The following is a 14,888-nucleotide window of genomic DNA, read 5'->3' as shown; positions in this document are numbered from 1 at the left end:
CGGGAGGGACGATCCATGAACCGACTGATTGATTCAAAGCACGGGAACGGAAAGGTGCTGCTCTGGATGTTGTTGTTCGTACTGGCTGGTGTGGCTGGGAAGGCTCATGGCGCCGCGAATGCCGATTACAGCGCCTGGCCACCGACCATGCCGGAGCAGGTCGATCCCAATGTCATGTTGAACCTTTCGGTCGAGACACCGATGCAGGGGGCGGCCTACAACGACCAGCCCGATGGCGCCAGTTGCAGCGGGCGGATCACCGATGGCGGGGGCACCGTGGGGATTTGTTATTCTAATTCGAGCCAGTATATTGGCTATTTCGATCCCGACAAGTGTTATACCTACGTCAACAGCCGTTTCGAACCCGCTTCTGCGGCCTCTTCCCACCAATGTTCAGGTCAATGGAGCGGCAATTTTCTCAACTGGGCGACCATGACCGCCATCGATGAATTTCGTTGGGCCTTGACCGGGGGCAACCGGCAGACCGATACCACCGCGCTGACGGTGCTGGAACGGACGAACATGGGATTGAGCAAAGGGGACTCCTGGTATCCGGTGAAGATGATCACCGCCAGCAGCAACGTCGCGCCCTCCACGGTCACCCCCTACACTGACAGCAAGATTTATATCTACAATCATGGCTATCAGGTGGATTTCGGGACCAGTTGGGGGGGGAGTCAGAAGGCGGCCAATCTGTATGTCCGGGTGAAGGTATGCGATACCGGAGTCAGCGTGGAAGACAACTGCGTCGATTATGGTGCTTATTACAAGCCGCAGGGATTGATCCAGGACAATGCCTACCGGATGCGTTTTGCCCTGATGAGTTATACCACCGACAGTTCCCAATCGCGGGATGGGGGGGTGTTGCGGGCCAATATGAAATATGTCGGTCCCTACCGTCCCGCCTCGGGAGGGGGGTTGGAAATCAATCCCTATGCCGAGTTCGGTACCGATGGCATTTTTGTGGACAATCCCGACCAGGTGACCCTGGCCAGCGGCGTGGGCAATTCAGGAGTCATCAATTATCTGAACAAGTTTGGTTCCAATGGTTATAAGTCCTATGATCCGATCGGCGAGTTGTTTTACGAATGCATCAATTATTTCAAGAACCGGGGACCGACGAGTGAATATTCATCGGGTCTGACGGATGCCCAGAAGGATGGGTTTCCGGTACTGACGACCTGGGAGGATCCGATCACCAGTTCCTGTCAGAAAAACTTTATATTGGGAATCAACGACGCCAATCCCTGGCTCGACAAGCAGTTGCCGGGGACGAAACAGACCAGTGGCAGTTATTTTGGTCTGCGTTCCCTGGGGCAGGACACCTCCGATTATGGCAGCCCTTCCAATGCCGACGCCGACATCGATGTCAAGACCCTGACCAACACGGTCGGCGACCTGGAAGGGTTGACGGGAACCTCCCAGTGTATCGGTTGCACCGCGACCAGTTGTGACATGAGCGCGACCAACAAGACCATCAATGCCCTGGGCGAGGTGTTTGGCACCTGTCCTTATACATCCAAGGAAAACTCTTATTACATTGCCGGCCTGGCCTATTATGCCCACACCCAGGACCTTCGGTCCGACCTGACGGGAGACCAGACCATCACCACCTTCATGGTCGATACCCAGGAATACAATGCGACTCCGTTGACCGGTACCATGAACATGTTGTGGCTGGCGGGAAAATATGGTGGTTTTTCCGGAGGCGGGACACAACCGGGCCAGACTTCCGATTGGGATTCCGATGGTGATGGCACTCCGGACAACTATGTCCTGGCGAGCGATCCCGAGGCGCTGGTGGAGGGGTTGACCCAGGCCTTTTACGACATCATGGAACGGGTCAGTTCGGGAACGGCGGCGGCGGTGGTTGCCAACAGTTATTCGGGGATCGGCGGTGTCTACCAGGCGCTCTATTATCCGGAGATGAACTCCGATGGCAAGCAGATTCAGTGGGGCGGGACGCTCCATGCCCTGTTCATCGATTCCAACAGCCGTTTTCGCGAGGATGGTGATGCCGACGGGGTTCTGGATGATTGCCTGGTCGATCCGATCATCGATCTGACCTATGATACGACCGACCAGGTGACGAAGATCAGGCGGTATACGACCCCGGCGGATTGTGATACCACCTCGGCGACCTATGAGGATGTCAATATCGAGCAGCTGCGTCCGATTTGGGATGCCCGTGATCTTCTGGCCCAGGTGAGCACTGTGACGACGCAACGCGATTACCTGACGCAACCGGCCATCAGTGGACGTTACATCACCACCTGGCTTGATGCCAATGGCAATGGCACGGTCGATACGGGTGAACAGGTCGATTTCGATGCCGCGCACTTTGCCGATTCGGCCAATTATTATTATTTGCAGGCATCGACCTCCGCCGAGGCGGCCAACATTGTCAATTTTATCCGGGGGGAGGAGATCAGCGGCTATCGAACCCGCACCCTCAATTATGATGGCAGTGGCGAGAAGGTATGGCGTCTGGGGGACATCATTCATTCGACCCCGGTGGCGGTGGCGGCGCCGGGGGAAACGTATGGGGTTCGCTATGATACCCTTTATAACGATGCCAGTTACCGGGCTTTTCATACCTATTATGCCGCGCGCCGCCAGGTGGTCTATGTCGGGGCCAACGATGGGATGCTGCATGCGTTCAACGCCGGATTCTGGAACGAATCGACCAAAACCTTCGAAACGTCCAAGGGCAGCCTGCAACAGCATTCCCTTGGCGATGAACTCTGGGCCTATGCCCCGTTCAATCTTTTGCCGCACCTGAAATGGCTCACCCAGATGAGCTACCAGCATGTCTATTATATGGATGATTCCCCGGTTGTTTTCGACGCCCGGATTTTTACCGAGGATGAGGATCATCCCGGAGGATGGGGCACGGTGTTGGTGGCGGGGATGCGTCTGGGGGGTGGGGCGTTGGACATCGACAATGATGGCACTCCCGAGACCCGATCCGCCTATGTGGTGATGGACATCACCAATCCCGAGGCGCCGCCGAAACTGATGGCTGAATTGACCGATTCCGCCCTGGGTTTTACCGTCAGTCAACCCGCTGTGGCGGTACGCCGGAGTCCGGGATCGGATGGCAACTGGTACAACCCGACCGACAATGATTGGCTCCTGATCTTCGGCTCGGGGCCGACGGAGCTTGCCGGGGTTACCGCGTCGCAGAGTGCCCGCCTTTATGCCTATGACCTGGTGAATAAAACCTGGAAGACGGGATTCGGTCCTCTGGATCTTTCGACCGTTGGCAGCGATGGTATCGCCAACAGTTTTGTTCCCAATGTCGTCGCGGTCGATTGGAATCATGATTTTGTGACCGACTCGGTCTATTTGGGTACCGATGGCCGTGATTCGTTGGACCTGAGTCAGACGGGACGGTTGTTGCGCATGGAGTTCAGCGATTGGCTCAGTCCGTCGGTCTCCTCCTTTTTCAATCCGGACAAGCCGTTCAATGCGCGTCCCCTGGCGGTGCGGGACGCCAATGGCGACCGTTGGCTTGTGGCGGGAACGGGTCGTTTGTGGACCACCTCGGACAATTCGACTTCGGGCCAACAGGTTCTCTACGGTCTCAAGGAACCGCAAACCATTGGCGAGATCGCCTCGGCCAATGTGCAAAACGTCAGCGGCGTTCTGGTCGATTCCGACGAAGAGGTACTGGACATCGGTAGTGTCCTGACCGGGGTGACGACCTATACCGATCTTGAAACGCTCATCGGCACCAAGGACGGATGGTACAGAAGTTTTACCGTGAATGGCGGCAATCCCAGTGAACGGAGCCTGTCACAGATCAAGCAGGTTGAACGCCTGGCGCTGTTTTCCCTGTATACCCCGCCGACCGACACATGTTCCGCCGAGGGGACGAGCACTTTGAATGCGTTGTGTTATGCGACCGGAACCGCCTGTCCGGCGGCGTCGATGGGCACCTATACCCTGAACGATGGCGGGGTGGATCATGAAATCGTCCAGGGATCGATCAGCCTGGGGACCGGTATTGCATCGACGCCGGTGATCCATTATGGCAGTGGCTCATCCAATCCCACGGTCGTGACCCAGATGTCCACCGGATCGTTGATCCGGACGCAAATCACCCTCCCTTCGCCACCCAATGGCCGGGTGTCCTGGCGGGAGATCGAATTCGATTGATCGGGCCTGTTGGTTCGGTCACAACAAGGATGACATTATTTCAATGAAACAAAACGTGAAGAGCGGTTTTACACTGATCGAACTGATGATGGTCCTGGCGGTGGTGACGATCCTTGCCGTCGTGGCCGTTCCCAGTTACATGGAGTCGGTTATCAAGGGGCGACGTTCGGACGGCAAGGGCCTGTTGTTGCATGTCGCCAATCTTCAGGAACGCTGGTTTACGGAAAACATGACCTATACCAGCAGCATGTCGTCTCTGGGATTGACCGATCCGGAGACCTCCGATGAGGGGTATTATTCGGCGACGATTCTTTCCGCGGCCAATGCGGCGACCGTTCTGGGCACTGCCTGTCCGGTCGCCACCTGTTTTGTCGTCGAGGCCACCCCTCTTCTGGGGCAGGCAAACGATGGCAAACTGGCCCTGGCTTCGACCGGGGCGCGTTTTCACGATGCCGACAATGATGGCGGTTATACCGATGCGGGTGAGAACCAGTGGCCGTGATGAGCGGGCTGGATTTTTCGGTCGTGGTGTTTGTGGTCTTTATAGTCATCAGGATGGGTCTGGGAAGGGGTTTCCCCTTCCCAGTGGGGGTTTGGGGGCGAAGCCCCCAATGTTTTTGACTTTGCCTTTGACTTTTTTGCCCGAAGGGCATCATGCTGTGGCCGTGATGATTGGGCAGGGTTTTTTGCCAGATTTCTCCGGTTATGGGCTGGGTCGTGGGTGGATTTCGTGCCAAAGCGGAATATGATTCAGTGAGGCCAGGTCCGCGCCGTCGCTGATGACCGCAGCTAATTGTGCCAGCAGTTCCGTCCGGGGATCGTTTTGTTCGCGGGCGATGGCCACATGTCCCGATAAATCCCATCCGGGTGAACGAACGCCGTCAAGAAGCAATCGTTTCAAGGTCGAAAGCGCCTCCGGATAGCGATCCGGGGCATGGACGATGGCATAGTAGCACAGCTCCAACCGGAGTTGATGTTCCTGCGGTGACAGATCAAACGCGGTTCGCAACCGTTCCAGCCCTTCTTCCCGCCGTTTCCTCGTCAACAAGAAACTTGCGAAATTACCAAGATTGTTTGCATGGTTTGGGTCAGCAGCGATGGCACGTTGATAAGCGCGCTCTGCTTGAACAGGATCCTGCTTTGACAGTGCGTCGGCAATGTTGGTCCAGTATCCGGGCCACATTTCCCACGAAGGATGCAGGTGTTCTCCCGTGAGGGGTGCGGTAAGAAACCGTTTGACTCCTGCGATGCCATCCACAATTTCGGCCCAGTCTTTTTGACGGGACCAGCAGGTGGCCAAAAATACTTCCCATTGATCTTCTGCCAGAGCGGCGAACTTTTGGCGTTCCCAATCGTAAAGTTCCAACAGTCTATCGACCTGTTCCTGGGAGAACAATTTAGCCGTATTAATAACTCGTTGTTTTTCGACGGTATCAAGGGATACCGACCAGGACAGTTTGGTCAGGAACACATCCTTGTCCACGTTGATGTCAGGACTGAATGTAATCAATTCGTTACATTTTTTGGTACGGCGTTCGGTATGTTCCTGTACTTCCCGGGGCAGGGGCCAAAACCAGCGGGGAAGACCGACCGCCGGGTTGGCACGTCGGTTTGTCGGGGAACCAGACGCACCGGTCAAACCCCCGGGCTTCAGAAACGCTCCCGCTTCCTCCAACCTGTCTTTGAATCCTTCAACGACGCTGGCGGTGCGGAAGGTACCTTCCAACCATTTGGCAACTTCGCGTACTTCGCTGACATAAAGAAGGTGCGGGTGGGTCGTGACCAGGGGGGCATCCCCGGTCGCCAACCGGGGGGTATAGTGCAACAGAGAATCTTCGGGTGGACTTTCCCGTTCATCGTTGCGCGGGTCGATGCGCATCAGGGAGTTTAACAGCGTTCTGCTTTCCTCCAATGCCGCAATCACGTTGTCCTCGTCATCGGTCCGTGGCACTGGCGAGAAGACCACCCGCAAGGCGCCCGGAAATTCTCCGAGGGGAATACGTTTTTGCAGGGCGGTCAATAATTGACGCATCCCTTCCCGGTTTTGTTCATTGAGTCCGACGACCATGACCATGCGCGAGGAAAGATAACCGAGACTCAATTCCAGAAGTTCAGGCAAACCGGTACGGCAATCGATCAGCACCCGATCGATGGAACGACCGTTTCCATTCCATGAGTTCAGGTCATCCTTGATGGCAAACGCCAGGGCACGCAATGAAAATTCTTCCAAAGTCTCTTCTTCGCCCCGACCGTCTTCGGGAGGAATGTCCTTGATGACGGTCAGGGATTTTGTCTTGTCTGCGTGGTCAGAGAGATTCTGATGGGTTGGTCTCCGCGGATTTTCTTGTTGTTCCGGATTGGTCGCAGGATACGGAACATATGCGGTTCCGGCCCTGATGGTCAGAAGACGACCACCCTTTTCCCAGAGTTTACCCTTCAAGGGCATTCCATTCTTGTCCGGCGGATAAATTTCCTGCATTAACAGGTGAGGAGGCATGAAATGAAGTTCATTGGGATTTTTGTTCCGCCCCCGATAATAGACCGCCAAAAGATCACTGAAACCGTTGTCTCGACCCTCTGCATGAAGATAATCACCCAAAAGTGGCGAATAGGATAACCCCGGTGCCGACAGGTCCATGTCGATCATCAACACCGTTTCGCCACGATTGGCCCAGTAAGCCCCAATGTTGACCATCAAGGCTGTTCTGCCAACGCCGCCCTTGAAAGAAAAAAAACTGTAGAATTTCATGGACGATGCTCATGTATGCGGACCGATTTTGATCTGCCTGGGTTGTGGATTGTTCCATTCGTTCGAGATAGATGGTCAGAGGTGTGTGCAGGCAAATCTCCGTAGGATGGCCGTGAAGATGATGGAAAGATAATAATATTACTACCAGTTCTGGTCTCTTTGCACCGACAGATGCCATCTTCATGCATGGCATGCAAATTTTTTCTCAACCGACGGACACGATCAAAAAATTCATCATAGGAAATTTCCGGGGCGAAAGGATGAAGACCGGTTTCGTACAGGTCTTCAATAAGATCCAAGGCGCCTCGTTCGTAGAAGGAAAGACAGACAAGGAGATAAGATTGGATCAACAAGTCGGGATCATTGCTGTTGCTGCAAAAAGTCGCCAGCCATCCAATCTCTTTCATGCGGTCCAAAGCATCCAGCCATGCCTGGGAATCCTGGGCATGGTTTAAATACCGACAACCGGTTCGTTGCCCGTGATGCAAAATATTTTGCGTGGCTCTTTCAAAAAGCGCAATCAGCGTTTCCGGTGAACCCAGTATTGCCAAAACTTTGTTCTCTTTTGTCAAGCGTTCCGTTGTATCTTGAAGGATTATTGGAAAATTTTGTTTTTCCTCTTCGGGATCAACCGGTGTCTTGACCACGATGGGATCGAAAGATGACCAGGGGAACGGTTCTTCGCAAACCTTTTCATAAGTGAGCAGGAACGAGGGCCGGGCGAAGAAAGCCATGTCGTGACGCTGTACAGGACATTCATTTTCCAATGCCGTGATCCGACCTTCCTGGAGCATCATGGTGAATTCATCCTGATCGTAGCGCTGTTCGCGACCGGTGGATGGTGCAGGACTGCCGAACCTCAGTGGATCGTCCGATAACCGAAGGAGCACACGTTTGAGTGCGCAGGGCGTTTCTACGGAACTGAAAATGCCAACGGCGGGAAATGTGTCCGACGGGTTCATGAAGAGGGTTTCTTTCGTTCCGAAAATAAACGGATGATTCGTTGCTGAATCGCTTCGCAGGGCGTTTCCGTGATACCGGGTCTGATCCACTTTTTGGAGAAAGTTCCAAGATTTTTAGCACGTTTTGGTGGTTTGACGTTTCCTTTCATGTCGTTGATCGTGCGTGTGATGAATTGGTGTTGATCGACGGGACAGCTCCAGGCAAACAGTCCCTGTTCGATGGGATGTTTTTCTTCGATGCGTATTTCCCAGACCCATGCGCATAATTCAGTGTTGGCCGCATTTTTTGAAGGCAGATTGGGATTGCCCCATGCGTCTGGTTCTTTCGGTCGTGCCCCATTCAGATAAGACAATACATCGCCATCATAGCACCGATTTATGAATACGCCAAATTCTTTTCGCCAAGAGGAGATGTCGATTTTGGTCATATCAATGAACTGGCAGCGATCTTTTTTGGTGGTCTTTTTGGCAAAAGGTTCCATACTGCCAAGGAACAATGCTCCGGTATCAAAAGGATTGGCCGACCCACATAGGTTTATTTCATCCGGCGGTTCATAGACAAAGACGACTTCACCATATCGATCAAGGCCATGTCCGGCGTAGAAGTACCGGCAGCCTGGTATCGTTACGCCATGTTCCCCGCATTCGTATTCGATTTTTCTGGCCGTTGCATGTTCACTTGCATGTGAGTTCCAGCACACATTTGAATTGACAAGGTGGAACAGCGTCTGATTGTGTTCCACGGTTACCAGGGGCATGAACGGGTCTGCCGTTTGTTCAACAGAATGGGAGGATTCCATCGGTCCGTGCCATTTCCATTTTGATCAGGATATTATGCGCCATGCATGCCTAAAGGCATGCATGGCGCATAATAATCTACCAAGATGTCATCAGTCAAGCCCTGCGGCATCAAATGCCCGGATCAGTGTAACCGTTTACCCCCCCCCTTTTTTTTGACAAACGTCATCCTAAGCGAAAGCGGGGATCCAGGGAGGCTCGGCAAATCCTGGATTTCCGCTTTTGGCTTGAGAAGACGGGGTCTGAACGGTTACGTCAGGGCGAGATTTTTCACGGTAAAATTCATGAGAAAGGAGAAATTTCTTAATCTACGCCACATGCAATGATATGCTGATAACGGTAAACAAGGAGGGACAGCCTTCGGGAATCGTCGATTGCGCGGTTGTGGCGCCATCGACTTCCGGCGCTTCCCACACACCGATCGGAAAGGTGGCGCGATGGACGCTTTTTGGCTCCACAAAGAGGCCGCACCCCATTGGCTCCGGGGGCTGGCGCGAAGGAAACCGGTGTTTTTTCCACAACGGGCCGGACGTTCGGGCTGGCGTTTCCTGGCGGTTCACGAACGCTCGGAACTGTCATTCGAAGACTACCACCCCACCATCGTCCCCCCCGGAAAAAAACTGTTGCCCGCCGTGGAAACCCTTTTCCGTTTCCATCCCGACGATGCGGGTGAACCCGTCATCGAACCGGTCGTGGACCCGACTTCGAGAATCCTGGCCGGCGTTCGCCCCTGCGATCTCAAGGCGATCGACCTGATGGATCGGGTTCATCGTCATCCCCCGGAAGACCCCCACTACCGTGCCCGAAGAGACCCAACCACCCTCATCGCCATTGCCTGTCCGCACCCCTGCGATGAACGGTGTTTCTGCGAGGCGGTCGGTTCTCTGAATTGGCGTGGCAACGCCGATCTTTTCCTCACGCCCATCGGCGATTCTTTTCTGGTGGAGGTCCAGTCCGAGGCGGGAGCGTCCCTGATCGATGGCGAATCTTTTCACCCCTGTCCCGATGCCCGACCGCACAGGATACAGGCCGAAGCGGCGCGTCCCAAACCCTTTGGACGGCAATTTCCTCGACCGATGGAACACCTTGCCGCCACCATCGCCGCCCAATGGTCATCCCCCATATGGGAACGCCATGTGCAACGCTGTTTTTCCTGCGGCAGTTGCAACCTGGTCTGCCCCACCTGCTACTGCTTCGATACCCGTGATGAATCCGGCCTGACAAATCCACAATACGGTCAACGTGTTCGAACCTGGGATGCCTGCATGCTCCCCCGATTTGCCGAAGTCGCCGGAGGCCACAATTTTCGCCCCCTTCCGGCAGGCCGCCAGCGCCATCGGGTCGAACGAAAGTTTGATTACCTGCCCCGGCGGTTTGGGGACCATTCTTTTTGTGTCGGCTGCGGTCGCTGCGGTCGCCAGTGTACCGCCAACATCGACATCTTCTCCATCATTCTGGATCTTGCCCAACCGGAGGAGACCCGCTCATGAACACGGTATCGCCGGATCGCCCCCTCCAGGATCACGACTGGGAACCCCATATCCCCAGGATGGCCAGAATCCTCGAAATCCGTCGGATGACGGCGCGGGAAAACTATTTCAAGGTCCAACTGCCCAAACCTCTGGGTCATCGACCCGGACAGTTTGTCATGCTCTCCCGCCTGGGAATCGGCGAGGCGCCCATTTCCATTTCCTCCGGCCCAGGCGACGACAACTTCCTCGAAATGGTCATCCGCGAGACAGGCCGCCTCACCCGGGTCCTGCACCGGCTCAAACCGGGGGATCAGGTCGGCATTCGCGGTCCATTCGGCTCCGGCTTCGATCTTGAAACCTTTCGCGGCCAGGATGTCCTGTGCATTGTCGGCGGTCTTGGCCTGGTTCCGCTGCGTTCCCTGATCCTGCCCCTGATCGCCCAACCCGACCATTACGGTTCCATCACCATCATCAGCGGCTGCCGCACCCCTGCCGACGAACTCTATCGCGAGGAACTGGAAGCCTGGGCCGCCTCCGGATCCGCACGCCCTGTATCGGTCATCCGCCTTGTCGATCAAACCGCCAACCTTCCCTGGAATGGTCAGGTAGGCCTCGTCACCGCCCCCATTGCCACCTTGCCCCTCGATCCACAACGCACCATCGTCGCTTTGTGCGGCCCTCCGGTCATGTACAAGTTTGTCATCATGGAACTCGTCGCCCGCGGTCTGCCCCTCCACCGCATCTACGTCGATCTGGAACGGCGCATGAAATGCGGCGTCGGTCGTTGCGGTCATTGCCAGATCAATCGGGTCTGCTGCTGTCAGGAAGGTCCGGTCTTCCGCTTCGACCGCATCGGCACCCTTCAGGAGGCCCTGCAATGAAACCGAAAGTCGCCTTTTTCGATTTTGCCAGCTGCGAAGGGTGCCAACTCGCCCTCCTCAACTGCGAGGAAATTCTTCTGGACCTTCTGACCCAGGTCGAACTCGTCGAATTCCGCGAAGCGCTTTCGGAAACCGCCCCGCGCTACGACATCGCCTTCATCGAAGGGAGCATCAACCGCGAACAGGATCTTCTGCGCCTGCAAGACATCCGTGCCAGAAGCACTTTTCTGGTCGCCATGGGGGCCTGCGCCTGCAACGGCAATGTCCAGGCCCGCGCCAATCGGATCGCTCCGGCGGAAAACTATCGCCGCGTCTACGGCGAAACGGACCGCAACCGCGTTCAGACCGATCCGGAATTCTGGCCCCTGTGGTCCCATACCCGGGTGCGTCCGGTCGGAGAAATCGTCACGGTCGATTTTCAACTGCGCGGCTGTCCGATGGTGGCGGATGAATTTTTGGCACTTGTCCAATCGCTCCTTCAGGGGACGATCCCCCACGTTCCCGCCAACGCCGTCTGCGTCGAATGCAAGATGAACGAAAACGAATGTGTTTTCGATCGCGGCGACACCTGCATGGGGCAGATCACCTGGGGCGGATGCCATGCCCTGTGCATTACCCAGGGCTATCGTTGCGACGGATGCCGCGGTCTTCTGCCGCATGCCAACCTTGAAGCCCATCGCGCCCTGCTTCGAGAAAAAGGGCTCTCCGACACCGACATCCAACACCGATACCACCTTTTCGGTGGCACCCAGACGCCATTTTGGGAGAAATCACGATGACCCTCGCCACCCTCGACTGCAATATCGACATTCACCACGTCACCCGTGTCGAAGGACACGGCAGCATTCGCATCAACGTCCGCGAAGGGGTGGTGGAAGAGGTCAAACTGTCCATCGTCGAGGCCAACCGCTTTTTCGAAAGTTTCACCCGCGGCATGCGGCCCGATGAAATCCCCTGGATCGTGGGACGGATTTGCGGCATCTGCTGTGTCGGCCACCAACTGGCCGCCACCAAGGCGGTCGAGGCGTCCCAGGGGATCGAGGTTTCGCCACAGACCGTCCTGCTGCGCAAGATGCTCAACCAATCCCAGTTTCTGCAAAGCCATATCCTGCACGTCTACTTTCTGGCGATTCCCGATTTCGTCGGCGCCCCCAGCGTTCTCCCTCTGGTCAAGACCCACCCCGAGGTCGTCAAACGGGCCCTGCGCCTGAAAAAGCTCGCCAACGACTATACCGCCGTCCTGGGAGGGCGAACCCTTCATCCCATGGCGAACACCCTCAAGGGATGGCGCAGGCTTCCCGACCAGGAAGCCATCGCCCAGCTCCGGCAACGGCTCCAGGACGCCCTTCCCGATCTTCACGAAACCGTTGCCATCGTCAAAACGTTGAACATACCCCCCTTCGAACGGGAAACCGAATTCGTTTCGCTCAAGCATCCCGACGAATATGCCCTGTACGATGGCGAAATCTACAGTTCCGATACCCGCGCCACGGTCCCGGTCGCCGACTACCGCCAGGTGACCAACGAATTCACCGTCCCCCATTCGACCAGCCGCTGGTCCCGCTGGCACCGCGATTCCTACGCCGTCGGCGCCCTGGCGCGGGTCAACAACAATTTTGCACAACTCGGACCGGAAGCGCGGCAAGTCGCCCATGATCTGGGTCTCCGTGTCCCCTGCTTCAATCCCTACATGAACAATTGCGCCCAGGTGGTCGAGATCATCCACTGCGCCCACGACAGCCTCGCGATGATGACCACCCTTCTGGAAAACGGCCTGCGCGAGGAACCGATCGATCATCAACCGCGGGAGGGGCAGGGCGCCGGCGCCGTCGAGGTTCCCCGGGGCATTCTTTTCCACGAATACACCTTCGACCGGGATGGCCGGTGTTGCGATGCCAACGCGATCATCCCCACCAGCCAGAATGTCAACAACATCGAACAGGACATGAAAGCCTTCGTGCCGCGAATGTTGCCCCTCATGTCGGAAAAAGAACTGACATTAAACATGGAAATGCTCCTGCGGGCCTATGATCCGTGCATTTCCTGCGCGGTACATCTTCTGGATGTATCGTTCGTGAAGTGAATCCAGGGGCGCCGGGATGATGGCCCAGGCCGAGGCGTGATTCTTCGAGATTCCGGCGGATGCCATCATGGATCGGGCGTGATGATGTGGCCAAGGCGACCATTCACCTGCAGGGAAATGAAGATGTACTGAGTCTACCCGCCGTCGGCGTTGTCGGAACACGGGACGTATCCGATGTGGGATTGAAGGTCACCGAGGAATATGTCGGTGCGCTGGCGGCCCGGGGGATCAACATCATCAGCGGCCATGCCCGGGGAGTGGACATGGCGGCGCATCGGGCGGCCATCGCGGCGGGCGGCGTGACCACGGTAGTCCCGGCCAGGGGGCTGAACGGATTCCGGCTGCACAAGGACTTGCAGCCCGCCTTTGATGAGGGGCGGGTGTTGATTGCCTCGACTTTTCCGCCGGAGGTGGGTTTTGCCCGTTGGATGCCCATCAAACGCAACCGCTTCATCGCCGAACTGGCCCACGCCATGGTGGTGATTGAATCCGGCGAGGGGGGCGGAACCTTCCATGCGGCGGAGGCGGCCCGGGCACTGAAACGTCCCCTGTTCGTCATTCTTTACGGATCGCACATCGCGCGGGCCGCCGGAAACCGCTATTTTCTGGAGAGCGGTGCGCGGCCCCTGGGGCGGACCGTGGAGGGACGCCCGAATCTGGATGAACTGTTGGAGACCGTGGCGTGGCAGCACGCTTCGGGCAATCCCCCCTGGGAAGGGGACGCACGGGAAGATGATGAACGCATGAGCCAGGACGACGACCGCCGAGTGATCGAGGACTATCTGCCCATCGAGGCCATCAGCGCCGAGGCCTCACGGGAAAAGTCCGTGCGCAAGGGGCACATCTCCACCCTGCATCTGTGGTGGGCGCGCCGGCCCCTGGTGGCGTGCCGGGCGGCGGTGTACGGCGCATTGGTTCCCATGGCGCAATTCCGGCCCGTCAATGGTCCCGAGGAGAAGGGGGTGGCGGGGGCGGATCTGGTGATCGCCGCCGTGGGCGCGGGCCTGCGCGCCTTCACCCGCTTCGCCCGGGTGGAGTTCGCCAACGGCGAGCCGGTTCCGGCGGAATCCTTCCTGGCCCAGGTGGAAGCGGTGGTGCTGGAAGAACTGCTGAAGAAAATCTTCGGCGTCGCCGGTTCCGGCGTCGCGACAGTGGACGGCCCGACCCGGTTCTACGTCCTGTGGCGCTACGCCTACAAAGTGGCGGAACTGGAGGCGGGGGAGGCCATCGTCTTCACCTACGGCCAGAACGTGGAACTGGATGGCCCCCAGGGACTCTCCAATGGACGGGACGCCCTGGTGGAAAAGAAGAAAGGCAGCTATCGTTTGCGTGATTTCACCGAACGGGGCGCGGACGAAAAACTGGGGCAACGAACGGATGCCGACGTGCCGGCCCCTTTGGTGGACGCGCTCCACCGTGCGCTGTGGCTGCTGGAGAACCAACCCCGCAAGCTCGCCAACTTCCTGGACGAAGCCAATCCCAACAAGGACCGCCTGCGCATGGTGGCGCAAGCCCTGGCCGGCGCCGCCCTCACCGGCAAAAGCGCCGATGCCGCCGCCCAGTTCGCCGCCACCACCCCGGCGGAACACGCCGCGTTGATAAAACTTCTGGCCAACTGGCGCGCGGTTGTGGAGAATCGACAGGTTGCCGGCAGTGGCAGCCTGTTTGATGGGGCGTCGCATGGCTGAAGAAAAAATGAGGTGTTACGACGACCGCCGAGTGATCGAGGACTATCTGCCCATCGAGGCCATCAGCGCCGAGGCCTCACGGGAAAAGTCCGTG

General features: G+C 57.0%; 10 protein-coding genes. 7 read left to right on the top strand and 3 right to left on the bottom strand.

The window, feature by feature from the left end:
- Positions 1–15: 15 nt before the first annotated feature.
- Entirely contained in the window at positions 16–4,161 is a 4,146-nt protein-coding gene (locus HQL76_03635) for a hypothetical protein (GenBank protein MBF0108250.1), read from the top strand.
- Positions 4,162–4,204: 43 nt separating this feature from the next.
- Positions 4,205–4,663 (top strand): type IV pilin protein, encoded by a 459-nt coding sequence (locus tag HQL76_03630; protein MBF0108249.1) that lies wholly within the window; start codon positions 4,205–4,207, stop codon positions 4,661–4,663.
- A 201-nt stretch (positions 4,664–4,864) separates the two neighbouring features.
- On the opposite strand, the gene HQL76_03625 is transcribed toward HQL76_03630, so the two are convergent.
- Genes HQL76_03625 through HQL76_03615 form a run of 3 tightly spaced genes read right to left on the bottom strand, consistent with a single transcriptional unit; the run spans position 4,865 to position 8,672 of the window.
- A complete protein-coding gene (locus HQL76_03625) occupies positions 4,865–6,910 on the bottom strand; it encodes an AAA family ATPase (protein MBF0108248.1) in 2,046 nt (681 codons plus the stop codon).
- Complete coding sequence (locus HQL76_03620; GenBank protein MBF0108247.1) at positions 6,907–7,872, bottom strand: hypothetical protein; 966 nt, start codon at positions 7,870–7,872, stop codon at positions 6,907–6,909. Before HQL76_03620 ends, HQL76_03625 begins: the two co-directional genes overlap by 4 nt.
- Positions 7,869–8,672, bottom strand: coding sequence for a hypothetical protein (locus tag HQL76_03615; protein MBF0108246.1), 804 nt, complete (start codon positions 8,670–8,672; stop codon positions 7,869–7,871). The genes HQL76_03620 and HQL76_03615 overlap by 4 nt, the downstream gene beginning before the upstream one ends.
- A 435-nt stretch (positions 8,673–9,107) precedes the next feature.
- Between HQL76_03615 and HQL76_03610 the strand changes: the two genes are divergently transcribed.
- Genes HQL76_03610 through HQL76_03590 form a run of 5 tightly spaced genes read left to right on the top strand, consistent with a single transcriptional unit; the run spans position 9,108 to position 14,794 of the window.
- Positions 9,108–10,160: a 4Fe-4S dicluster domain-containing protein gene (locus HQL76_03610; GenBank protein MBF0108245.1), complete on the top strand. Its 1,053-nt coding sequence runs from the start codon at positions 9,108–9,110 to the stop codon at positions 10,158–10,160.
- The gene (locus HQL76_03605) at positions 10,157–11,023 is read left to right on the top strand and encodes an FAD/NAD(P)-binding protein (GenBank protein MBF0108244.1); all 867 of its coding nucleotides are present in this window, start codon (positions 10,157–10,159) and stop codon (positions 11,021–11,023) included. The genes HQL76_03610 and HQL76_03605 overlap by 4 nt, the downstream gene beginning before the upstream one ends.
- Complete coding sequence (locus HQL76_03600; protein ID MBF0108243.1) at positions 11,020–11,802, top strand: hypothetical protein; 783 nt, start codon at positions 11,020–11,022, stop codon at positions 11,800–11,802. The genes HQL76_03605 and HQL76_03600 overlap by 4 nt, the downstream gene beginning before the upstream one ends.
- Positions 11,799–13,106, top strand: a complete 1,308-nt coding sequence (locus tag HQL76_03595) for a Ni/Fe hydrogenase subunit alpha (GenBank protein ID MBF0108242.1) — start codon at positions 11,799–11,801, stop codon at positions 13,104–13,106. Before HQL76_03600 ends, HQL76_03595 begins: the two co-directional genes overlap by 4 nt.
- A gap of 59 nt (positions 13,107–13,165) precedes the next feature.
- On the top strand, positions 13,166–14,794 hold the full coding sequence (locus HQL76_03590; GenBank protein MBF0108241.1) for a DNA-processing protein DprA: 1,629 nt from the start codon (positions 13,166–13,168) through the stop codon (positions 14,792–14,794).
- Positions 14,795–14,888 lie beyond the last annotated feature (94 nt).

It is taken from the genome of Magnetococcales bacterium (assembly GCA_015228815.1).
Taxonomy (GTDB): Bacteria; Pseudomonadota; Magnetococcia; order Magnetococcales; family UBA8363; genus UBA8363.
The sequence above is the reverse complement of the archived record's forward strand: the minus strand, read 5'-3'. Positions and strand labels throughout refer to the sequence as shown.